The 22,702-nt window shown below is 61.3% G+C and carries 23 protein-coding genes; 14 read left to right on the top strand and 9 right to left on the bottom strand.

The annotated features are described in order from the left end of the window. The first annotated feature begins 17 nt into the window (after positions 1-17). Both NKJ32_RS23290 and gph read left to right on the top strand, forming a co-directional pair. A complete protein-coding gene (locus NKJ32_RS23290; RefSeq protein ID WP_352622906.1) occupies positions 18-575 on the top strand; it encodes a thioredoxin family protein in 558 nt (185 codons plus the stop codon). After that, positions 572-1,273, top strand: a complete 702-nt coding sequence (gene gph, locus NKJ32_RS23285; protein ID WP_352786742.1) for a phosphoglycolate phosphatase — start codon at positions 572-574, stop codon at positions 1,271-1,273. The genes NKJ32_RS23290 and gph overlap by 4 nt, the downstream gene beginning before the upstream one ends. Positions 1,274-1,333: 60 nt before the next feature. Here the strand turns inward: gph and NKJ32_RS23280 are convergent, their stop codons facing one another. Continuing rightward, a complete protein-coding gene (locus NKJ32_RS23280; RefSeq protein ID WP_352450669.1) occupies positions 1,334-1,714 on the bottom strand; it encodes a c-type cytochrome in 381 nt (126 codons plus the stop codon). 364 nt (positions 1,715-2,078) lie between these two features. Between NKJ32_RS23280 and NKJ32_RS23275 the strand changes: the two genes are divergently transcribed. Genes NKJ32_RS23275 through NKJ32_RS23260 form a run of 4 tightly spaced genes read left to right on the top strand, consistent with a single transcriptional unit; the run spans position 2,079 to position 4,822 of the window. Then, entirely contained in the window at positions 2,079-2,336 is a 258-nt protein-coding gene (locus NKJ32_RS23275) for a hypothetical protein (RefSeq protein WP_502897015.1), read from the top strand. After that, positions 2,333-3,319, top strand: a complete 987-nt coding sequence (locus NKJ32_RS23270) for an ABC transporter substrate-binding protein (RefSeq protein WP_352786743.1) — start codon at positions 2,333-2,335, stop codon at positions 3,317-3,319. The genes NKJ32_RS23275 and NKJ32_RS23270 overlap by 4 nt, the downstream gene beginning before the upstream one ends. Further along, the gene (locus tag NKJ32_RS23265; protein ID WP_352593998.1) at positions 3,316-4,113 is read left to right on the top strand and encodes an ABC transporter permease; all 798 of its coding nucleotides are present in this window, start codon (positions 3,316-3,318) and stop codon (positions 4,111-4,113) included. Before NKJ32_RS23270 ends, NKJ32_RS23265 begins: the two co-directional genes overlap by 4 nt. Continuing rightward, positions 4,082-4,822, top strand: a complete 741-nt coding sequence (locus tag NKJ32_RS23260; protein WP_352594024.1) for an ABC transporter ATP-binding protein — start codon at positions 4,082-4,084, stop codon at positions 4,820-4,822. The genes NKJ32_RS23265 and NKJ32_RS23260 overlap by 32 nt, the downstream gene beginning before the upstream one ends. A 101-nt stretch (positions 4,823-4,923) precedes the next feature. On the opposite strand, the gene NKJ32_RS23255 is transcribed toward NKJ32_RS23260, so the two are convergent. Beyond that, the gene (locus NKJ32_RS23255; protein ID WP_352593997.1) at positions 4,924-5,277 is read right to left on the bottom strand and encodes a hypothetical protein; all 354 of its coding nucleotides are present in this window, start codon (positions 5,275-5,277) and stop codon (positions 4,924-4,926) included. A 671-nt stretch (positions 5,278-5,948) separates the two neighbouring features. On the opposite strand from NKJ32_RS23255, the gene NKJ32_RS23250 reads away from it, so the two are divergent. The 7 genes from NKJ32_RS23250 (at position 5,949) to pqqE (ending at position 12,963) form a co-directional block, all read left to right on the top strand. Next, complete coding sequence (locus NKJ32_RS23250) at positions 5,949-7,850, top strand: methanol/ethanol family PQQ-dependent dehydrogenase (RefSeq protein ID WP_352455603.1); 1,902 nt, start codon at positions 5,949-5,951, stop codon at positions 7,848-7,850. 154 nt (positions 7,851-8,004) lie between these two features. Continuing rightward, on the top strand, positions 8,005-8,529 hold the full coding sequence (locus tag NKJ32_RS23245; protein WP_352455602.1) for a c-type cytochrome, methanol metabolism-related: 525 nt from the start codon (positions 8,005-8,007) through the stop codon (positions 8,527-8,529). Between the two features lies 1 nt (position 8,530). Next, complete coding sequence (locus NKJ32_RS23240; protein ID WP_352829024.1) at positions 8,531-9,394, top strand: substrate-binding domain-containing protein; 864 nt, start codon at positions 8,531-8,533, stop codon at positions 9,392-9,394. A 464-nt stretch (positions 9,395-9,858) separates the two neighbouring features. Next, entirely contained in the window at positions 9,859-10,797 is a 939-nt protein-coding gene (gene pqqB, locus NKJ32_RS23235) for a pyrroloquinoline quinone biosynthesis protein PqqB (RefSeq protein WP_352786745.1), read from the top strand. Beyond that, a complete protein-coding gene (pqqC, locus tag NKJ32_RS23230; protein ID WP_352829022.1) occupies positions 10,794-11,552 on the top strand; it encodes a pyrroloquinoline-quinone synthase PqqC in 759 nt (252 codons plus the stop codon). The genes pqqB and pqqC overlap by 4 nt, the downstream gene beginning before the upstream one ends. Then, entirely contained in the window at positions 11,549-11,845 is a 297-nt protein-coding gene (gene pqqD / locus NKJ32_RS23225; protein WP_352829021.1) for a pyrroloquinoline quinone biosynthesis peptide chaperone PqqD, read from the top strand. The genes pqqC and pqqD overlap by 4 nt, the downstream gene beginning before the upstream one ends. Further along, complete coding sequence (gene pqqE, locus NKJ32_RS23220) at positions 11,842-12,963, top strand: pyrroloquinoline quinone biosynthesis protein PqqE (protein ID WP_352829020.1); 1,122 nt, start codon at positions 11,842-11,844, stop codon at positions 12,961-12,963. The genes pqqD and pqqE overlap by 4 nt, the downstream gene beginning before the upstream one ends. A 21-nt stretch (positions 12,964-12,984) precedes the next feature. Here the strand turns inward: pqqE and fghA are convergent, their stop codons facing one another. The 5 genes from fghA to NKJ32_RS23195 all read right to left on the bottom strand — a co-directional run bounded on the left by fghA (position 12,985) and on the right by NKJ32_RS23195 (position 19,303). After that, positions 12,985-13,836, bottom strand: coding sequence for an S-formylglutathione hydrolase (gene fghA / locus NKJ32_RS23215; protein WP_352593991.1), 852 nt, complete (start codon positions 13,834-13,836; stop codon positions 12,985-12,987). Between the two features lie 457 nt (positions 13,837-14,293). After that, the gene (locus NKJ32_RS23210) at positions 14,294-15,748 is read right to left on the bottom strand and encodes an aldehyde dehydrogenase family protein (RefSeq protein ID WP_352829018.1); all 1,455 of its coding nucleotides are present in this window, start codon (positions 15,746-15,748) and stop codon (positions 14,294-14,296) included. Beyond that, complete coding sequence (locus NKJ32_RS23205) at positions 15,745-17,019, bottom strand: NAD(P)/FAD-dependent oxidoreductase (protein ID WP_352829016.1); 1,275 nt, start codon at positions 17,017-17,019, stop codon at positions 15,745-15,747. Before NKJ32_RS23205 ends, NKJ32_RS23210 begins: the two co-directional genes overlap by 4 nt. Before the next feature lie 56 nt (positions 17,020-17,075). Beyond that, positions 17,076-18,254 (bottom strand): alanine racemase, encoded by a 1,179-nt coding sequence (locus NKJ32_RS23200; protein WP_352829014.1) that lies wholly within the window; start codon positions 18,252-18,254, stop codon positions 17,076-17,078. An 11-nt stretch (positions 18,255-18,265) separates the two neighbouring features. Then, positions 18,266-19,303, bottom strand: a complete 1,038-nt coding sequence (locus NKJ32_RS23195) for a GNAT family N-acetyltransferase (RefSeq protein WP_352829013.1) — start codon at positions 19,301-19,303, stop codon at positions 18,266-18,268. Between the two features lie 54 nt (positions 19,304-19,357). Between NKJ32_RS23195 and NKJ32_RS23190 the strand changes: the two genes are divergently transcribed. After that, a complete protein-coding gene (locus tag NKJ32_RS23190; protein WP_352829011.1) occupies positions 19,358-20,296 on the top strand; it encodes an ornithine cyclodeaminase family protein in 939 nt (312 codons plus the stop codon). Between the two features lie 146 nt (positions 20,297-20,442). Here the strand turns inward: NKJ32_RS23190 and NKJ32_RS23185 are convergent, their stop codons facing one another. Together NKJ32_RS23185 and NKJ32_RS23180 are read right to left on the bottom strand one after the other, a co-directional pair. Further along, positions 20,443-21,774 (bottom strand): NAD(P)/FAD-dependent oxidoreductase, encoded by a 1,332-nt coding sequence (locus NKJ32_RS23185; RefSeq protein WP_502902697.1) that lies wholly within the window; start codon positions 21,772-21,774, stop codon positions 20,443-20,445. A gap of 30 nt (positions 21,775-21,804) precedes the next feature. Then, entirely contained in the window at positions 21,805-22,683 is an 879-nt protein-coding gene (locus NKJ32_RS23180) for an ABC transporter permease (protein WP_352829008.1), read from the bottom strand. Positions 22,684-22,702: the final 19 nt, after the last annotated feature.

The raw sequence follows: 22,702 nt of genomic DNA, 5'->3' as shown, positions 1-22,702 counted from the left end.
CACATCGGAGTGCAAATATGGCGGCAATCCCACCTGTCTGCGATTTCGGCTGGCAAGCCACTGATGCCGTTATGCCCGGCGTCGACGGCACATCGCATTCGATTTTCAGCCACGCCGGCCCGAACGGGCTGGTGGTGGCCTTCATCTGCAACCACTGCCCCTATGTGAAGGCGGTGATTTCACGGATGGTGCGCGACGCCAATGACCTCAAGGCCGAAGGCATCGGCTTCGTCGCGATCAACTCCAACGATAGCGACGCCTATCCAGATGATTCCTTCGACAACATGAAGCTCTTTGCCAGGACGAACGGCTTCACTTTCCCCTATCTCCATGACGAGCACCAGACGGTGGCGCGTGCCTATGGAGCCGTTTGCACCCCGGATTTCTTCGGGCTCAACAGCGAGTTGACGCTGCAATATCGCGGCCGGCTGGACGCGTCGCGACGCGACGCCGAATTGCCCGGGCTGAGGCGCGACCTGTTCGAGGCGATGAAGCAGGTTGCCCGAACCGGCGACGGACCGCTTGACCAGATCGCTTCGATCGGCTGTTCGATCAAGTGGAAGGATGCTGCATGAACGTCGGCGCAGGCAGGCCGTTTCGCTCGCGCAAGGCGATCCTGTTCGATCTTGACGGCACACTGGTCGATTCGGCGCCTGATATTGCGGCCGCCGTCAACGAATTGCTGGCCGGACGCGATCTGCCGCCGCTGCGCCTGGATCAGGTCAAGGCCATGATCGGCGGCGGCATCAGGAAACTGGTCGAAAGGGCCTTCGCGGCTTCCGGCACGCCGCTCCTCGGCATCGCGCTCGATGAGGCCAACCGCGTCATGGCGGCGATCTATCGCAGGCATCTGACCGGCCGCACGAGGCTGATGCCTGGCGTCAGGGAGGTTCTCACGCACTTGCATTTGAGCGGAATAGCCATGGCCGTGGTGACCAACAAGCCGCAGCTGGCGGCTCGCGAAATCCTGCTGCATTTTCGGCTGACGGACTATCTCGGCGCGATCATCGGCGGAGACGCGGTGACATACTTGAAACCGGCGCCAGACGCGCTGTTGCTGGCGCTCGACCTGCTTCAGGTCGAACCTCGTGACACGCTGATGGTCGGAGACAGCAGCGCCGACGTGGCCGCCGCCCGCGCCGCCGGCATGGCAGTCATTCTGCTGCGTGGCGGATACAGCCAAATTCCCGTTGAAGAGCTTTGCGCCGACCTCGTTTGCGACAGCCTGTTCGATCTGCCGTCAGCGATGCGAAGGCTGCAAGACGCTGCGTGACCCATGCGCAAAGCCGAGCCAACGCCGGCCGAGCGCAATCCAACGGCCGGCGGTACCGCGTTATTTTGAGAATTGCTTCAGATAAGCAATGACGTTGGCGATGTCCTCGTCTTTCTTGAGGCCGACAAACGCCATCTTGGTTCCTTTGACCATCGCCTTGGGATCGCGAAGGTAGGTCGTCAGCGTCGCCTCATCCCATTTGACGCCGGACTTGCCGGCCTCGGTCATGGCCTTGGAATAGCTGAACCCCGGGTGCGTCCCGGCCGTTCGGCCGATAACGCCGTTCAAGGACGGACCGACCTTGTTCTGGTCCTTGTCTGCGACGTGGCAGACCTTGCATTTGGCGAAGACCTTCTCACCCGCCGCGGCATCCTGTGCCTGAGACTGGGTAGTGACAAAGGTGGCGACGGACACGGCGGCGAAAAATGCGACTGCGCGCATGGCATTTCCTCATTGATCGTGTGAGTGCCCGGGACACTTTACGCGTGTCGATGCCTTGATCGCCGGCATTCGTTTTAAAGCGGGAGAGCGAACTATTCGTCCTTCCTCCCCGGACTGGCAGCACCTGCACGCCTCGAAAAGCTAGACTGCCGATGAAGGAAGTCAATCGTACAAAGGTCCTGTTTCGTTTCCCGACTGCGCGAAGGGAAGTGTGTAGCGACACGCGGTCCATATCATTGACGCCTGTTGGCCGAACGCGTAGCCTCCCTCCAACCGGTTTGCTGTTTGGGCACCTTCAGGAATCCGCGCAACTCCAAAGCACGAACTCTGGAGAGTTCGCCGCGCAGGCGACGATAAGTGCCAAATGGACATGGTCGATCTCATATTAACGGTGTGCCTTAGCGCCAATCCGGGCAATTGCCGAGATGAACATCTCTATTTCGAGAGCCGCGGCTCTCTGTTCCAATGCATGTTCCTATCGCCCGCCGAGATCGCAAAATGGTCTCAAGGAACATCCGAGTCTCAAGGTCGTGCGCTGGAAATGTGCCGTTCCGAGCAAGGAACGATCGATTTGATCGACATTCCTGGTTCGTCGACGACCCTAAAAGAGGAGACGCCATGATGATTTCGCGGCGCACGACGCTGCGATTGGCGGCTCTGGGTGCCATCCTCGCCTCAAAGCCGGTTGCCGTCTTTGCGAAAGCTAAGGTCCGAATTGGTGTCCTGAAGTTCGGCACCGTGAGCTGGGAACTCGATACGTTGAAACGCCACAAGCTCGACGAGGCCAACAGGATCGATCTGGAAATCGTCTACTTCGCCGGGGAGGATGCGACCAACGTCGCGCTGCTGGCCGGCGCGATCGACATGATCGTGACCGACTGGCTGTGGGTCTCGCGCCAGCGCTCCGAGGGCGGCGACCTTACATTGGCCCCTTATTCGACCGCCGTAGGGGCAATCATGGTGAGGGAGGAATCGCCGATCCGGACGCTCGCCGACCTCAAGGAAAAGAAAATCGGTGTCGCCGACGGCCCGCTCGACAAGAGCTGGCTACTGGTCCAGGCGCTGGCCAGACGCGATCACGGCCTCGACCTGCCGACAGCCTGTGACGTCGTCTTTGGCGCGCCGCCGCTGATTTCTGAAAAGGCGATGCAAGGCGAACTCGATGCCGTGCTCAATTTCTGGCATTTCTGCGCCCGGCTCGAGGCCAACGGCTTTCGTCGGTTGATCGGCGCGGATGATGCGGCGAAAGCGCTTGGTGCCTCGGGCCCCGTATCGGCGCTCGGCTACGTCTTCCACGACCAATGGGCGAACGACAATCCGGATGCCGCCCGAGGCTTCGTCAAGGCCTCCAAGCAGGCCAAGGAGTTGCTGGCCAGATCCGATGAAGAATGGCTGCGCCTGGCGCCGCTCATTCGCGCAGAAGGCAAGGAGCTGGAAAAACTGCGCGACCGCTATCGCCAGGGCATCCCAAGACGGCCGGTCGCCGAAGAAGCGGCCGATGCGGGCAAACTCTATCACGTGCTGGCCGCGATAGGCGGCGAGAAGCTGGTTGGCAGGGCGCCCGAGATGGCGCCCGGCACGTTCTGGCCGGAACTCGCGAAATGACCGCAACGGAAGACAAGTCGGGTCGATCCGGCTTTGCGACGCCGCTGACACCAGCGCTGACGGTAACGGTTTCCCTGATTGGACTGTGCCTGCTGTGGGGCCTCGCGGCTCATCTGTGGCAAAGCCGTGCTTTCCCCCCACCAGGGCAGGTCTGGCAGGTACTGCTCAGGGAAGCGGCGAGCGGTGACCTTTTTTATCATCTTGGCGCCACGCTCGGACGGGTTGCTGCGGCGTACGTCGCCGCAATGATTATCGGCTCGGTCATCGGCGTCATCCTCGGAAGCTACCGCGGTGCGGACCGGTTCTTCAGTCCGTGGGTGGTCCTGTTTCTCAACATTCCCGCGCTGGTGGTCATCGTGCTCGCCTATATCTGGTTCGGCCTCAACGAGGCGGCGGCGATTGGCGCAGTTGCCGTGAACAAGATCCCCAATGTCGTGGTGACGATGCGCGAAGGCGCCAGGGCGTTTGATCCGCGTTATGCCGAAATGGCCGCCGTCTACCGCTTCGCCCCACTCGAGCGCATCCGCCATGTCCTGCTGCCGCAACTGCAGCCCTATTTTGCCGCGGCCTCGCGGTCCGGCATCGCCCTCATATGGAAGATCGTCCTGGTGGTCGAACTGCTCGGCCGCTCCAATGGCGTCGGTTTCCAGATCTATCTCTATTTCCAGCTCTTCGACGTCGCCGCCATTCTCGCGTACACGCTGGCTTTCGTGGCGGTGATGCTTGTCATCGAACTTCTCCTGGTGCAGCCCATTGAACGACATGCAACCCGTTGGCGCCGCCGTCCCGCTTAGGGTCGACATCGCCGAAAAGACCTTCAGGTCCGCGCAAGGTGTGTCGATCACGGCGCTTCAGGGTCTGTCCTTCGAGGTCCGGCCGGGCGAATTCGCTTGCCTGTTTGGGCCGTCGGGCTGCGGCAAGACCACGACGTTGCGCATCCTGCTTGGACTGGACAAAGACTTTTCCGGCTCTTTCCAACTGCCGCAAGGCGGCTCGAACCGCATCGCCGCCGTGTTCCAGGAGCCTACTTTGCTGCCATGGCGGACGGTGGAGCAGAATGTCAGGCTGGCGCTGCCGAAAAGCCTAAGAGCGAAGAGTCTCGACGAGCTGTTTGACACTCTCGGCCTCGCCGGCATGCGCTCGCTCTATCCGGCGGAGCTTTCGCTCGGCCTTGCGCGCAGGGCAGCGCTTGCCAGGGCCTTCGCCACCGAACCGGCGGTACTTTTCCTGGACGAACCCTTTGCCTCCATCGACGAACAGACCGCCGAGCGGCTTCGGCAATTGCTTTTGACCGTCTGGTCAGCGCGGCCTACGACCGCCTTGATGGTAACCCACAATCTGCGCGAGGCACTGATGCTGTCGGACCGCATCATCGTGCTTGCGCAGCGCCCTGCCCATGTGCTCGGCATGTTCGACGTAGGCTTGCCGCGGCAACATCGCAACCCACAGGTGATGAGCGACCTTTTGCTGTCGTTCCAGCAAAAATTTCCGGGCGTGGCCTGATCGCCTTACGGCTCGAATGCGGATTGCAAGGTATTTCGCAGCCAATGGCCAATAAAACGGCGAGACTGTGAGGCACCGCCACGCGCGCCTGTTTCGCCTGATTAAAAGCAACGTACGTCGGCTTCAGCCTGCGCGCGTTTCAGTTCCGTGCGCGCCGCCTTCGCTGGCGCGCTTTCGCGAAACAACCCTGCGGCCTCCCCTGTCGTCAGCGACATGCTTTTGAAGGTCTCCGCCCTCTCATAGTGATCGTAAGGAAGGATCGAGGCGATAACATCGATCGAGCAGGAACAGCTTTCAAGCGCCTGACGTGTCTGGCCATTTGTTTGCATGCAGCCGAGCACGTAGTCGGCAATCGTTGCCGTCGGGTAGTCTCCCGCGGCGCTGGCCAAGTTCGCAAAGGCCAGCGTCGCCGCAAAGGCCACCGGCAAGGTGAGAGATCCAACAGACCTTATCATGAGGAACCTCCAGTTGGCCTGGACACCATGCATCCAGACGGGATCATCGCTCCAATTGGCGACGTGCCGCAAAGCCAGTCAAGCTCCCATGGCCTGCGTATACGACCAAAGGAGGAATGCCCTATCGACCGACAAGAGCCAGCTTCATGACCCCCTGCGCACCCTCTTTCACGCGTTCATTTCATGCGTCGCTCACTATCGGCAGCCAGCGAGATGCACGCATACTTACTCCGAGGTGCCTCGTAGAATATATCGAAATAAAGTCAAATGTGTATCACCTTGAGAATACGGGAACAATATGGCTGCTATATATGTCGCAGCTGGCGGCCATCCTCTTATTAGTTTTTTACCCGATGCTTATTTTACTTGTTTCTAAATATTGCATCGCACCATAATCGATATTGCAGCGCAACGACGCATTGTAGGTTTTTGCTTGCCTGGTCTTTTACGATGACATAGCTTTTCCCTGTTTCCGGCTTCAAGAGCGCCACCGTCATCAGGGAGCGGCGGCAGTCTTTCGAAGACCAAGGGGGGCGGGCGGTAACGGTGCCCTCTGCTTCGGGGTAGGTCGTGACAGCTGCCGGAAAATAACTTCCCAACATGAATTGCTTGGGCAGGCCCCTGTGGGGCTTGACGGTCGATTCTTCACTGTGAACCCGGGAGGATTTTGGATGCGTGTACTTGCGAAAACTACCTACATACTGACGACCGCGGCGTTTTTATCGCTCGGCGCTGCCTATACGGCTTCGGCCAATGAAGACCTTGCAAAGCTCGCATCGGATGCGAAGAACTGGGCGATGCAGACGGGTGACTACGCCAACACCCGCTATTCCAAACTCAACCAGATCACTGCGGACAATGTGAAGAACCTGCAGGTCAAATGGAGCTTTTCCACCGGCGTGCTGCGTGGTCACGAAGGCGGGCCGCTGATCATCGGCGACGTGATGTATGTCCATACGCCTTTCCCAAACAACGTCTTTGCTCTCGACCTCAAGAATGACGGCAAGATCCTGTGGAAATACGAGCCCAAGCAGGACTCGAACGTCATTCCGATCATGTGCTGCGACACGGTCAATCGCGGTGTCGCCTATGGCGACGGCAAGATCATTCTCAACCAGGCCGACACCACCGTCGTCGCGCTCGATGCCAAGACCGGCAAGGTCGTCTGGTCTGTCAAGAACGGCGACCAGACCGACGGCGGAAAAGGCGAATCCGGCACGTCGGCACCCGTAGTCATCAAGGACAAGGTGCTCGTGGGCGTCTCCGGTGCTGAATTCGGTGTTCGCGGCTGGCTGGCCGCCTACAATCTGAAAGACGGCAAGCTCGCCTGGAAAGCCTATTCGGAAGGTCCTGATGCAGACACCCTTCTCGATCCCGAGAAGACGACTCATCTCGGCAAGCCTGTCGGAAAGGATTCCGGCACGAACACCTGGGAAGGCGAACAGTGGAAGACGGGCGGCGGCACGACATGGGGATGGTATTCCTATGATCCCAAGCTGAACCTGGTCTATTACGGCACTGGCAATCCCTCGACGTGGAATCCGGTCCAGCGCCCAGGCGATAATCGCTGGTCCATGACAATCATGGCTCGCGATGCGGATACCGGTGTTGCCAAATGGCTCTACCAGATGACCCCGCATGATGAGTGGGACTATGACGGCATCAACGAGATGATTCTCGTCGATGGCATGGAAGTCAACGGCGCCAAGCACGACGTGCTGGTGCATTTCGACCGCAACGGCTTTGCCTACACAATGGATCGCGCCACCGGCGAACTTCTCGTCGCCAAAAAATACGATCCGGCAGTGAACTGGGCGACGGAAGTCAACATGGATCCCAAGAGCGACCAGTATGGCCGCCCGCAGGTCGTCGCCAAGTATTCGACCCAGCAGAACGGCGAAGACACCAACTCGACCGGTATCTGCCCGGCCGCGCTTGGAACCAAGGACCAGCAGCCGGCCGCCTACTCGCCGAAGACCGGGTTGTTCTACGTGCCGACCAACCATGTCTGCATGGACTATGAGCCTTACAAAGTGAGCTACACCGCCGGTCAGCCCTATGTGGGCGCCACCGTGTCGATGTATGCGGCGCCCGGCGGTGACGGCAACATGGGCAACTTCATTGCCTGGGATGCAGCCAAGGGTGAGATCGTCTGGTCGAAGCCCGAGCAGTTCTCGGTGTGGTCGGGCGCATTGGCGACAGATGGCGACGTCGTCTTCTACGGTACCCTCGAAGGCTACATCAAGGCGGTCGATAAGGACGGCAAGGAACTTTACAAGTTCAAGACCCCGTCCGGCATCATCGGCAACATCACGACCTATGAGCATGACGGCAAGCAGTACGTCGCCGTTCTGTCCGGCGTCGGTGGATGGGCCGGTATCGGTCTGGCAGGTGGCCTGCTTTCGCCCGATAACGCCGCTGCCTGGCATGGCGCCGTCGATCAGGGCCGTGCGCAGGGCGACGAGACCGCGGTCGTTGGAACCGCTGGTCTGGGTGCCGTCGGCGGTTACGCGGCACTTGCCGACTATACGACGCTGGGTGGTCAGCTCACCGTCTTCGGCCTCCCGGACTGATAACCGGGAAGAGCCTTACGACTAGGTTCGAAAACGAGAGCCCGGGTCACCCGAAGCCGGGAACCGGGCTCTCGATTACGCGCGCACCCAAACACCGATCAATGCCGCTGCACGACGGCAGCCAGTGTCCCTGGCAAATGAAGGAAGAGTCTGAATGATCGTCCGCATTGCAGTTTCCGCTCTCGCCCTGGTCCTGCTGCCTCTGGCCAGCTCAAGTCTGGCACGGGCCGAAGACAGCATGGAAAAAGCCAAGGCGGTGAAGCAAGAAGGAGGCAAATATGTAGATGCGGACGGAAATCCGACCTACAAGATCGAAAACGGAACCGTCGATTGGTACACGTTCAGCGGGTACCGCCGGTATCACTCCGATTGCCATGTCTGTCACGGACAGGACGCAACAGGTTCGAGCTATGCGCCTGCCCTGGTCAATAGTCTAAAAACCATGGATTACGCCACGTTCCTGTCGATCGTCGCCGAGGGCCGCAAGAATGTCGGCGGCGGCAAGGAAAACGTCATGCCTGCCTTTGGCGACAACAAGAACGTCTATTGTTACCTGGACGATCTCTACGTCTATCTGCGCGCGCGCGCCGATGGCGCGGCACCCCGCGGCAGGCCGCCCAAGCACGAAAACAAGGCTCAGGCAGCCAAGGATGCCGAAGCATCCTGCATGGGTGGATGATATGACCGGCTGCACTGCATCGAAGCTGCGCGTCGTTCTGCCGATCCTCGGCGCCCTCGCCTTGCTGCCGTCGAACGTTCTGGCGCAAAATGCCGGGCTTGGCGCTGCGGGCGAACTGGTCGATCCCGACATTCTGCGCGTCTGCGCCGATCCCTCGAATATGCCCTTTACCGACAAGAACGGCCAAGGCTTCGAAAACAAGCTGGCTGAACTGGTTGCCAAGAAGACGGGGCGGAAATCAGTCGCTTACACGTGGTTTCCCACTGTCACCGGCTTTGTGCGAAACACGCTGGGGGCCAACCGATGCGACATCATCATGGGCTACGCCCAAGGCGATGAACTGGTGCAGAACACCAATGCCTACTACCGCTCCGCCTATGTGCTCGTATACCCCAAAGGCAACGGCATGGAAGGCATCGAGACGATCGAAGACCCGAAACTTTCCGGCAAGAGAATCGGCGTCGTCGAAAGCACGCCGCCAACCGCCAACATGGCCGCCAACAAGCTTCTGCGGACCGCCAAGATCTATCCACTCGCGGTGGATACGCGCATCACTCCGTCCATGGGGGAGGTCATGATCAAGGACATGCTCGCCGGCAAGATCGACGCGGCGGTCCTGTGGGGGCCGATGGCAGGTTACTATGCCAAGGAACTCGGAGCCGATGTCACCATTGTTCCGCTGTTGAAGGAAAAAACCGGCTCGCGCATGTCCTACCGCATCACCATGGGCGTACGTCCGTCCGACCAGGAATGGAAACGAACGCTCAACCGGGTGATCAGGGAAAACCAGCCGGAGATGACCAAGCTCCTGCTGGGTTACAATGTGCCGCTGATCGACGAGCACGACAATCCGATCACGCAATAGTTGGGATGGGTCAGGAGGAGGAAAAACCCAGGCGATGAACAATTGAAGAGAAAACTACAGCTACTTTCGATAGTTTTGTTTTTCGGGCCTTTCAAAACCTTGTGTTTCATTTGTCCATTTGAGAACGTGATGGACGAGCCATTGCTTCGGTGCCCTGCAATGGTTGGCTAACCACCGGATCGGCCCCTTCGGGCTGGTAGAAGAGGAGAAATGTTATGAAGAAGAGCTGGACAAAACCGACCATGTGTCAGGTTGCTGCGGGCTTTGAAATTTCGCGGTATCTGCCTGCTGAAATTACTCCCAAGAAGTAGGCCGCAGAGGTGCGTGTCCCTGGCAACAGGGGCACGCATCCCCTTGCCGCATGGGATTTTCGTGAAAGATTTTGAGGCACGCAAAGCGGGCGGGCCGTTTTTTGCGGCTGCAAATTGGCTGCTGGTCAGAGAAGCCGCGGGGCGGGCGTTTTCATGCGCTTGAGAATCATTGGATCGGCGGCCGGCGGCGGCTTTCCGCAATGGAACTGCAATTATCGTCTGAGCCGTGCGGCTCGCACCGGGGTAGCTGGCGTGCATTCACGAACCCAATCGAGTGTCGCCGCGTCAGCGGATGGGCTCGGCTGGGTTCTGTTCAACGCGTCACCCGACATTCGCCAGCAGATCGCGGCAACGCCTGAATTGCAGCCCGCGCACGATGCGCCGCTGCGCTCGACGCCTATTCGCGCGGTGGTGCTGACCAATGCCGATGTCGATCATGTCGCCGGCCTGCTCAGCCTGCGTGAGCGGCAGCCTTTCGCTATCTATGCAACGACACAGGTTCTGGCGACGCTGGAGGCGAATTCGATTTTCAATGTCCTCGATCCGGCGCTCGTGCCGCGACGCATCTTGCCACCGGCGCAAGGACTGGCGATCTGCGACGCAGACGGCCACGACACCGGGGTGGCTGTCGAGAGCTTTCCCGTGCCCGGGAAGATAGCCCTCTATCTCGAACAAAGAGGTCAGCCGGATGCCAATTTCAGCTCCGATGCCGGCGACACGATCGGCGTCCGTATCGCCGGTGCCGGCAGTCGCGGCTCCGTCTTCTACATCCCCGGCTGCGCCCGCATCGATGCGACCCTGCGCACACGTCTAGCCGATGCCGCATGCCTTCTGTTCGACGGCACGGTCTTCACCGACGACGAGATGATTGCTGCCGGCGTCGGCCAAAAGACCGGTGCGCGCATGGGGCATCTGGCAATGTCGGGAGACGCGGGGTCGATCGCCGGCTTGGCCGATGTGAGGATCGGCCGTCGTGTCTTCGTCCACATCAACAACACCAATCCTGTTCTGGACGAGAATTCTGCCGAGCATGCAGCAGTCGAAGCGGCTGGCTGGGAAGTGGCCTGCGACGGGATGGAGATGGAACTTTGAGTGATTTCCACCACGCAGCCAGCAACGGCCTGTCCTCCAGAGAGCTCGAAGCCGTGCTGCGGCAGGTCGGTGCCGAGCGCTATCACAACCACCATCCTTTCCATCACAGGATGACCAGCGGTGCGCTGTCGCGGACCGAGATGCAGGCCTGGGCGCTGAACCGCTATTGCTATCAGGCGGTCATTCCGCGCAAGGACGCCATGATCCTCGCTCATGCCGAGGATCCGGCGTTTCGTGCCGCCTGGCGCAAACGCATCGAGGATCATGACGGCGAGGACGGCTGGAGCGGCGGTATTGCGCGCTGGTTGCACCTGGCGACCTCGCTCGGTCTCGATGCCGACGCGGTGAAGAGCGAAAGGCTGGCCCTGCCGGCGACCCGTTTTGCGGTTGGCGCTTACCTCTCCTTTTGTACGAACCGGACCCTGCTGGAGGCGGTCGCGTCGTCGCTGACCGAGATGTTCTCGCCGCTCATCATCAGCGAGCGGGTACCCGCGATGCTGGCCAGATACGATTATATCACCGAGGACACGCTGGCCTATTTCAGCCGACGGCCCGAACAGGCCTCGCGCGACGCCGACTTTGCCCTTGCCTGTGTGCTCGAACATGCTGACACGGCGGAGCGCCAGCAGCAGGCGATCGATGCACTGGTGTTCAAATGCGATATACTCTGGGCCATGCTCGACGCGCTTCAACACGCCTATGGCGAGCCGGGCAGTATCCCGCCCGGCGCCTTCCGTCCGGAGGCAGCCCAATGATGGCACTGCGCGAAAGAGCCATGGTGTCGCCGCAGTCGGTTCCATCGCTGCCGAAGCACGTGCGCATACAGTATGACCCCGTGCGCCAGGCGTTCGCGGTGCTTTCGCCGGAAAAGGTGTTCTGGCCGAACCACATCAGCCTCGACATATTGCGCCGCTGCGATGGGCGGTCCACGGTCGGCCACATCATTGCCGGCCTTGCCGCGGATTATGATGCCGAACAGGAGGCCGTGGCGGCCGACGTCATCGCCTTCCTGCAGGAATGGTCGGACAAGCTGCTGGTGAAGCTATGAGCGAGCCCATTCTCCCTCCGATCGGCATGCTGGCGGAACTGACGCATCGCTGCCCGCTGCAATGCCCCTATTGCTCCAATCCACTCGAATTGCTGAAGGCCAATCGCGAACTCGACACGCAGAGCTGGCTCGACCTGTTCTCGCAGGCGGCCGACCTTGGCGTTCTCCAGGTGCATCTGTCCGGCGGCGAACCGACGCTGCGCCGCGACCTCGAGCAATTGATCGCCGGGCTTTCGGCGCGCGGCGTCTACACCAACCTGATCACCGCCGGTGTCGGCATTGCGGATGGCCGCATCGAGGCATTTGCCGAAGCCGGGCTCGACCATCTGCAATTGAGCTTTCAAGGCGCACGGCCGGCGACCACCGAGCGCATCGGCAATCACAGGGGCAGCCACGAAAAGAAGCTGGAAACGGCACGCCGCGCTCGCGCGGCCGGCTTGCCGCTTACCATCAACGCGCCGATCCATCGCCACAATATCGAGGAGGTACCGGAATTCATTGATCTGGCCCTTTCGCTGGGTGCGGAGCGTCTCGAGATCGCCAACGTGCAGTACGCCGGCTGGGCGCTGACCAATCGCGATCAACTGATGCCCGAGCGTGCTGCCGTCGACCGGCAGGCGGAGATCGTCGCGGCGGCGCGCGAACGGCTCACCGGCATCATGAACATCGATTTCGTCACGCCGGATTATTTCGCCATCTATCCCAAGCCGTGCATGGGCGGCTGGGCGCGCGACGCCTTCATGGTGACGCCAGACGGCACCGTACTGCCATGCCATGCCGCCCAGACCATACCGTCGCTCGGCTTCGAGCGTTTTGGATCACGCAGCCTGGCCGCGATCTGGACCGATTCCCCGGCATTTAATGCCTTTCGAGGCACGGACTGGATGCAGGAGCCCTGCCGCAACTGTGAGCGGCGCGAGATCGACTGGGGCGGCTGTCGCTGCCAGGCGATGGCAATCGCCGGCGATGCCGCCGCGACGGACCCGGCTTGCGCGAAATCGCCGATCCATGCGCGCATGGCAATGCTGATCGACGAGGCCCAGCGCGCTGCGACGGTTCCTTCGAAGGACGAACCATTCGTCTACCGGCGCATTGGCGTCGTCACCGAGCCCGCCTGACTGCCGACCTATTCCTACGGCCTACCCTCGTGAAAGCCGTTCGGCATGCCACGTCATATGGTCATGCATGAATGTCGAAATGAAAAAATAGGAGTGATCGTATTCGTCCTGCATCCGCAATTTCAACGGAATGCCTGCCTTGGAGCAGGCGTCTTCGAGCAGCCAGGGCCTGAGGCCCTCCTGGAGGAAACCGTCTGACGTTCCCTGATCGACCAGGAATTCCGGGAAACGGTGTCCATCTTCGATGAGCGAAGTGGCATCGTAGCGCCGCCACGAGGCCTTATCCAGGCCGAGATATTTTTCGAAAGCCGGCTTCGACCAGCCGGCTGTGCTTGGCTGCACGATCGGCGCAAAGGCCGAGCAACTTCTGAAACGCGCGGGATTGTTCAGTGCGATCGTCAGCGCGCCATGCCCGCCCATCGAATGGCCGAAGATCGACTGGCGCGCCATATCGGCGGGAAATTCGCGCCCGATCACGGCTGGCAGCTCCTCGACGATATAGGAATACATGCGATAGTTCTTGGCATACGGCTCTTGCGTCGCGTCGAGGTAGAAACCGGCGCCGCTGCCGAACTGCCAATTGTCCTTTTCATCCGGAATGTCGGCACCACGCGGGCTGGTGTCGGGACAGACAACGATCAAGCCAAGTTCGGCGGCAATACGTCTGTATTCGCCTTTTTCCATTACATTCGCATGGGTGCAGCTGAGCCCGGAGAGGTACCACACCACGGGGCAACGGCTTTCCCGTGCCTGCGGAGGCACGAAAATGGCAAACGTCATTTCGCACGAGCAGCTCGTCGAAAGATGAGAGTAAACATGCTGGGCGCCGCCATGCGACTTGGCAGTCGAGACGAGTTTCGGGTGCTCTGGCATATATTCTTCTCCACCAATTACCGCCGACCGTAGGCTCTACGACATCAAGGGTGATCGCGGCAACCTTGGTGGGCCGGGTGGCGCGCGGGGCTCTTGATCGGAGCCGGGATGGCCTGCCTTCGCCGACCGTCTTGGCGCAGCAAGGCGCGAGAGGCCACTCGCTGGCGCAGCGTTGCCCAGCAAGCCATACGGGCCAGGCTGGGCGATTGTTGGCGATGCTGGCTATAACAAGGACGCACTCACTGCGCAGGCATCGGCGATGCTTCCGGGACGCCGAACTCTGCGCAAATGCACTTGCCCTGGCTTTCAGTGGCGACAGCCGCTTCGACGCGGCTATGGCGGACGAGCACGCACGCGTCATCGCGTGGGCTCACAGCAAGCGCGACAGGGTACCGAGCAAGAACTTGTGAGCCGACGGCTATTCCCGACCGTCGAAAGCCACGGACAGGCCCAGGGCCTAGAAATAGCCGAGTATGGATTTTACCTCGAGATACTCCAACATGCCCTCGATCCCATATTCGCGTCCGTTTCCGGACTGCTTGAAACCGCCAAACGGGGCGTGCGGATCCCAGGCCGGGTAGTTGAGATGCACCTGACCGGAGCGGATCCGCGAGGCCACGTCCCTGACGGCGTCCACATCCTGGCCCTGCACATGGGCCCCCAGACCGTAGACCGTGTCGTTGGCGATGGTGACGGCCTCCTCGATTGTGTCGTAGGGGATGATGCAGAGAACTGGCCCGAAGACCTCTTCCTGGGCAATGCGCATGGTCGTGCGCACGTCGGAAAAGATGGTCGGCCTCACATAGAACCCGACGTTCAGATCGCGCGCACGGCCCGGTCCGCCGGTGAGAAGCCTGGCGCCCTCAGAAATGCCGACGCCGATCATGATTTGGATGCGGTCGAATTGGGCACGGTTTGCGATTGCACCGTGAGTTGTGGCTTCGCAAAGCGGATCGCCAATGACGATCTGGGCTGCGGCCCTTTTGGCGATTGCCTCGATCTCGGAGAGCAGCGAGCGTGGCACAATCATGCGCGTCGGGGCGCTGCATGACTGGCCGAGATTGCGGAAGGCGGCGGCTACGCCCAGAGAAACGGCGCGATCGAGATCTGCGTCCGGCAGGATCACGTTCGGCGACTTGCCGCCCAGCTCCTGCGCGACACGCTTGACCGTGGTCGCTGCCGCCTGGGCCACCGCAATGCCCGCGCGGGTGGACCCGGTAATGGAGATCATGTCGACATCCGGATGGGAGGCGAGACCCATACCCACGCCTGGACCATCACCTTGCAGGAGGTTGAAAACCCCGGCAGGGAAGCCGGCTTCCTCGATTGCCTCGGCGAACAGCAGGGCGTCCAAGGGAGAAAGCTCACTCGGCTTCAGCACGATCGTGCAGCCTGCAGCGAGCGCCGGCGAAACCTTGGCGGTGATCTGGTAAAGTGGCCAGTTCCACGGAGTGATCAAGGCGCAGACACCGATCGGTTCGTGGGTGACGGCGGTTTGCCCCCGTTGCTTGACGAAGCGAAAGTCTGTCAGCACATCGCGAGCGACCTTAACATGCGTGATCGCCAGCGGCACCTGGGCGCTGCGCGCATAGCCGATCGCCGCGCCCATTTCGAGGCTCAGGCATTGAGCCAGCAGTTCGCCGCGCGCCTCGAGCAGCGCTTGCAGGCGATCGAGCAGACCCGCGCGGTCTTCTGGCGTGGTCCGACTCCAGGAGGCGAATGCCCGGCGAGCCGCTGCAACGGCCGCGTCAACGTCCTCGCCATTTCCAAGCGGAAACTGGCTCACAACCTCTTCTGTGGCGGGATTGACGACGACGCCCGTCGCGGTGCCGCTCGGCTCAACCCATTGACCGTCGATGAAGAACTTGTCCAGGTGGCCGTTGCGGGCCAGGTGTTCGAGGGGTGTCATCACCCTACAAGGTCCTTCATGCGGTAATAGGCGCCGAGAATCGGCAGGAACCAGGGGCGCCCGAAATAACCGGGGATCGCTGGCCAGTCGAAATCCTTCCAGGGATTGAGCTCGGGGCGCCCGTCCATGACGTCGGCCATGATGGCGCCCATCAACGTCGACATCTGGGTCCCGTGTCCGCTATAGCCCATCGAGTAATAGATGCCATCGCGCTCTCCGGCGCGCGGCAGGCGATCGCGGGTCATATCGACCATGCCGCCCCAGCAGTAGTCGATGCGGGTGCCGGCCAGTTCCGGAAAGACCTCGACCATCGCCGCCTTGAGTATCCGGCCGCTTTTTTCGTCGGATTGAGGGTTGGACGCGGCAAAGCGCGCCCTCCCGCCGAACAGAAGGCGATTGTCCGGCGTGAGCCGCCAGTAGACAACGAGATTGCGCGTGTCGACGACCATGCGCCCAGTCGGCATGAGACGCCTAAGATGGTCGGGCGACAGCGGCTCGGTCACGATCAGAAATGCGCCGACCGGGATCATGCGCCGGCGGATCCAGCCGAGCGGGCCAACCTGGGAAATGCCGCTTGCCAACAGGACCTGCCGCGCGACGATCTTGCCCTTTGGCGTCGTTACCTCATGCCCGCCTGAAACCTTGCGCATCGCAATGACGGGCGAGCGTTCATGGACCTCTGCGCCACGCCGGGCAGCAGCGGTCGCGAGGCCCCGGACGAACCGGCCGACATGCATGCCCGCGCTCTTGGGAAAGAGCAGCCCGCCATGGTAGCGGTTGGTGCCGACTTCGGTTCGCAGCTCCTCGCGCGCGATCATCCTGGTGTCGGGATCGACATTGGCAGCCAGTAGTTCCTGGCTGCGCGCCAGCATGTCGTAGTGCTCGGGCTTGGCGGCAAGCTTGAGCTTGCCGACGCGGGAGAAGCTGCAGTCGATCTTCTCTTCCTGCACCAACCGCTCGACCATATCGACGCCGGCGTCAAAAGCCTTGTAGAGCGCATTTGCGGCCGGCTTGCCGTGCTTGGCAGCCATGATTGCATAGTTCTGGGCAAAGCCGTTGTTGCACATGCCGCCATTGCGGCCGGACGCGGCATTGCCGATCGTTTCGGCCTCCAACAGGGCAACCGGGGCGCCCTTTTTGGCAAGGGCCAGCGCGGCGGAGGAGCCGGTCAAGCCGCCGCCCACAATCGCCACGTCGTAGTGGCCTTCGAGCGGTTTGGACGACCCTTCATTGAACGGCTGAGACGTATCCAGCCAGTAAGAGGTAAACTTCATTTTCTTGACCACCAGTGTTGATTTGAGTGGAGCGACATCCGAGCGTAGTCGCGCGCCTACCAGCCGCGCATCCGCTCCCAACGCGCTTCAATCTTGGGGCTGGCCCCGTTGACGACGCTGTAGAAATCATGCTGGGCGGCCATCGCACACGCATGGTTGGGCACAATCCGGACCCGAGTCCCGAGCGGCAGCTCGGGCATGGACTTTCCAGAACCGGCACGAATGGCGAGAATACCGTGTTCCTGGCTGGCCTGGGCCACGATCACATCTTCAAGCACCCGCCCCTTTTCGTCGCAGACCACGCCGTAACCCTGATCGATCTGCTGATTCGCGGTTCCCCGGTCGCGCGAAAGTGCCATCCATCCAGCGTCAACCAGCACCCATCCCTTTTCCGGCTTGGACCCGATCACCGTGGCCAATACGGAAATCGCGATGTCGTCGAGTTCGCATACCCCAACGCCGTGCTGGACCAGGTCGAAGAACATGTAGACCCCGGCGCGCAGCTCCGTGACCCCCTCAAGATTGTCGACGAAATGCGCTGTCGGCGTTGAGCCGACGCTGACGATCGGGCAGGCATGGCCATGGGCGCGCAGGATTTCAGCGGCGCGCACCGTGGCTGAACGCTCGTTCTCGCCTGCCTTGACCAGCGCATCGGGCGTGTTCAAGCCATAGGATTCGCCTGCATGGGTGAGAACGCCGACGAGTTTGGCACTGGCCGCGACGACACTGCCGGCCACGTCGAGCAACTTCGGATCGTCCGGCCTCAAGCCACCGCGATGGTCATCGCAGTCCAGTTCGATGAAAACAGATGGGGTCATACCGGTGGCTTGGCGGACGCTGGCTAGGGCATCGGCCTGCCCGACCGAATCGAGCAACAGCTTCACATCAGCGCCGGTGCGGCGACAAAGCTCCATGGCCCGCTTGGCCGAGGCCGGCGAGATGCCGACCGCGTAGGTGATGTCTCGAAAGCCATGGCCCGCGAAATACTCCGCCTCGGCGATGGTCGAGACCGTGATCGGACCGCGTTCGCGATGGAACGCGTATCGGGCGACATCGATGCTCTTGGCCGTCTTCATATGCGGGCGCAGCACCACGCCAAGCTTCCTGGCGCGCTCAGCCAGACCCTTGATGTTGTGCTCGAGCCGGCCACGGTCGAGAAGCAGCGTCGGGGTGACCAAGGCGTCGATCGTCCTAGCCGTCTCGCTCACCGCCAGGCTTGCCGCCATCTTGTTCATAGTCTCGTTTCCTAGGTGAACGACTGGTTTGCCAACGCATACATATGGGCTGGCCCCTCGGCGACGGGTCGTTGTCCTTTGACCATGGCGGTCGCAGTGCCGGACCGCTGCAGGCCAAGGCTCGCAAGCCAGTCGCCCAATCCATCCTCGGCATAGACGTCGATGCGAACGAATTGATTGTGAAGCTTCGAAAGCTGGGCCAGGATCAGAAGCCGCGCGTCGTGGTCGCTCTCGGCTGCACAAGGGCCGACGACATAGCCGCGGCCAAACCTCCTCGCGACAGCGTAGCCTGCAATCCGTCCCCTGCGCTCAATGACCAATGCGTTGCCCACATTGGCGAGCGCAGCCACCATCGGCAGCCGGGGCATGCCCGTGGCCCGTTCGTCGAAGGCCTGGATTGCCGCGAGGTCAGAGGCTGTCGCTTGACGGATGTCGTCGTGGGTACTCCGCGTCACGGCGACAGCCAGCGAGCCCTGATGCTGAAGCACCGTGCCCCAAGCAGTGAAGCCGCGTCGCTTGTAGAGCGCCAGCCCCTCTTCGGTTGAGTTGAGCAGCAGTTTGCGACCGTGTGTCGCCTCAAGCAATCCATCAAAGAGCCGGGCGCCGTTGCCACCGCCTTGCGCGGAGCCAGTAACTATGATCATCCCGATCGAGGCATAGGACTGTCCGTAATTCCAGGACATGGCCGTGCCAATCACCTGTCCTGCCCGCTCAAGGACCAGGCCATTGCCGACCATCAGGGCAAATTCCCAATCCTCCTGACGGTAGGGCCAGGCCATCTCCTGCGACAGCTTCAGTGCGCCCGGCAAATGGCGGGTTTCCAATTTCATCAGCTCGATCGGGGCGCTGACGATATCTCTGTCATGCTCAAAGGCCATAAGGTGCAACGCTGTCAGTTGATCCAGAGTCGGATTGAAGTCGGATCTTAGAGTCGCGCCCGGCGGACAGATTTCGCTGCTGTTTTGCCCCTTCAAATCAGCGGTATTATTCGTTTTATCCAGTTCCTCGGCACGCCAAATCGTGCAAATCGGGCGAGGAATACCTGGCACCTTGAATCGCCGCTTCGTGGTTGCCCGATCGGCGATGCCCAGGAGGAATTTTGGATGATCTACATCAGCGACGAGGAGTCAGCCGCCCTCGTCACGCATGAACTTGCTTTCGAGGCGGCGCGCGAGGCTCTCGTGGCGGCAGCATCGCGGCAGAGCTGGGTCTTTCCGGCTGTTCTCGGGCGCACACAGGAGGTGACCAATACCTTCTCAATCAAATCCGGTTCGTCGGGCGAGCTGACCGGCGTCAAAATTGGCTCCTTCTGGTCGGGCAACCCGGCACGTGGCCTTCCCCGCCACAACTCGACCATCGTGCTGCTCGATCAGCATACAGGTCGGCTCGGCGCCGTAGTCGAGGCCGGGAAGGTCAACGCCTACAGGACGGCCGCCGCCGACGCGGTTGCGGCCGATCTTCTTGCGCGCAAGCAAGCTAAGGTTCTGGCGATCTTCGGGGCCGGCAACCAGGCGAGCTTCGAAGTGATGGCGCTGGCACGCATCCGCCCAATCGAAACCGTGCTGGTCGTGGCCCGGTCTTCGCCGCGGCGCGACGCTTTTGTCGATCAGATCGGCGAAAGGGGACTGAAGGCGCGCGCTGCCTTGGCGGAAGAAGCCGTGCGCACGGCCGACATCGTGGTGACGGCGACACCCGCACGCGAACCGCTGTTCGATGCCGCTTGGGTGGGACCCGGAACCCATATCGTCAGCATCGGGTCGGATGCTCCGGGTAAACGCGAATTGCCGAGCGAATTATTTCCCAAGGCACGTCTGTTTTGTGATCTGCTTTCCCAGTCCGTCCAGATCGGCGAGTTCCAATACGTGCGCGACGAGATCGACGTCGGCGTGCTTGCGGTAACGCCAATCGGCGACGTTATTGAAAGGCGTGCGCTCGGACGCCGCTTCGACAATGAGATCACGGTCTTCGACAGTTCCGGTATCTCCCTGCAGGATCTCTACATGGCCGACGCGCTGATCCGCGCGAACGCGTCCCACCGCTGATCAGCTTCGCACCAGGCCCCAGTCCCGACGGATTTTTCCACACTCTCCGGCAACAAGGTGACCTCGCGCGATCCTGCAGTCGTGTCAGCGGCGGGCGCGCCAAAGGGTTGCCCGCATGAACCACGGATCGCCCCCGATGTCGGCGACTAGCGTCTGGCGCGCCAGAAGGCGATACGGTCCTGCAACCGATAGCACTGGATAATCGCCGGCATGAACCACGGATTGCCACGATAGAGCGGGACGGCCGAAGGCGGTCGAAAGTCGAACGCAGTGCGCGACTGCTCGCCATGCCCCATCAACTTGTGGGCCGCACGCATGCCAATCCATGGCGCCCAGACCACGCCCGAACCGCAGAAGCCGGAAGCATAGACCACACCGTCCTTCTCGAAGATGCGGGGCAGCATGTCTCGGTTCATCGCCACGTTGCCGAACCAGCAATGCGAAAGACGCACGTTCTCCAACTCCGGGAAAAGGTTCACCAGGCCCTTGCGAAGGAGAAGTTTCGGCGCCGCCGGATCGCCGACGCGGGAACTGTCACGGCCCCCCAGCAGGATACGTTTCCCGTCGGGCGAGGGACGATAATAGAAACCGAGTTGCCGGTTCTCGGTGATCGTCATCAGCTTCGGCATCAGCCGCGCCATGATATCGGGCGCAAGTTCCTCGGTCACGATGATCCGGCTGCGGACCGGAACCAGGCGGCGGCGCAGGAAGGGAGCGGCGCCGTCGGTATAGCCGTTGGTACAGACCAGAACCTGCCGTGCATCCACCGTCCCTGCCGAAGTCGCGACACGGAACCCCGAACCGTTCCTCTCGATCGACTTGACCACTGTATGCGAATGAACCGTCAACCCGGATGCGAGCGCCACCCGCAGGAGCTCAGCATGGAATTTTGCGGGGTGCAGCCCGCCAATGTCCATCCGAACGGTTCCGCCGCGGTAGAGGTCGGTGCCGATATAATTTCGCTGCTCGGCATGCGGAACCGCGTAGGACTCGATCCCCAGTTTCTTCGCCAGCGTCTCGGCGCCGCGCGCCATCTTCTCATACTGTTCATATCCGAAAGCGCCTTTGAACTGGCCAACCAGTCGGAAGTCGCAGTCGAGCCCTTCGGTCTTGATGAAGTCGTAGAGGAATTCGCGTGCGACCTTGCCCTCGGCCTCGATCGCCATGGCCTTCTCTTCCCCGAAGCGCCGGGTGATCGTGGCATAGTCCGGCCGGATGGTCCCGCTCGTAATCCCGCCGTTGCGGGTGGAAGCACCCTCGCCCGGATTCATCGCATCAAAGGCTGCGACCGAGCGCCCTTCGCGCGCCAGCGCAAGCCCGGCCGAAAGCCCGGCATAACCGGCGCCGACAATTGCCACGTCAAGGTTCTTTGCGACCGGCTGTCGCGGCCGCGGCATGACGGGCGCTGCTTCCCACCAGTAGGGTGTGTTCTTGTCGGCGATATGAGGCTCTTGCACGTGGCTGACTTCTCGCTGCATTGCAGGGGTAATCTACGGTCGGTGAAACTTTCAGATGTGGTCGTCTCGGACGTCGAGCGCATCACGCAGCCCGTCACCGATGAAATTGAAACTGGTTACCGCGATGGTGATTGCAGCTCCGGGAATGATTGCCAGCCAAGGTGCGCTGCCCAGATATTGCTGGGCGCCATTGAGCATGTTGCCCCAGCTGGGCAGTGGCGGCTGGATCCCGTAGCCGAGGAAACTGATGTAGGCTTCCATGAGAATGGCGCGCGCGACCGTCAACGTGGAAGCGACGATAATCGGCCCCATGGCGTTGGGCAGTATCTCGCGGAACATGATGTGGGTGCCGCTCAATCCCAGCATTCGCCCGGCTAGGACGAACTCGCGTTCGCGTAACGAGCGGACTTCCGCTTCGACTATGCGGGCAACCTCCATCCAACTGGTGAGGGAGATAATGAGGGTGATCATCACAGGACTGGGCTTCAGTGCGGCAGCCAGCGCCAGCAGCAGAAAGATCGATGGGAATGACAGGAATCCATCGACCGTGCGCATCAGCGTGGCCCCGACCCAGCCGCCGCGATAGCCGGCAATTACGCCGACCAGGGTGCCGATGAGTGTCGACAAAACCATGGCAAAGAAACCCACCAGCAGCGAGATTCGTCCCGCCATCAAAAGCCTTGCCGCCACGTCGCGGCCAAGCGGATCGGTACCTAGAAAGTGGTAGCCCGTCAGCGGAGGGGCAAAGCGGGCCCGCAGATCGATATCCAGTGAGTCATAAGGCAGGAGATGGGGGCCGAGGACGCAAGCGAGGCTCAGGAAGATGATCATCGCCAGCCCGAGCAGCGCCAAGCGATGACGCATGAAACGACGTGCCGCGCGGTTGTTTCTCCATCGGCTTGGAGCTGCATTTGCGGTGAAAGCGGTCATATCGGCTGTCTCCTGTCGG

This window comes from Mesorhizobium sp. M0159 (assembly GCF_040322295.1).
Lineage (GTDB): Bacteria > Pseudomonadota > Alphaproteobacteria > Rhizobiales > Rhizobiaceae > Mesorhizobium.
The sequence above is the reverse complement of the archived record's forward strand: the minus strand, read 5'-3'. Positions and strand labels throughout refer to the sequence as shown.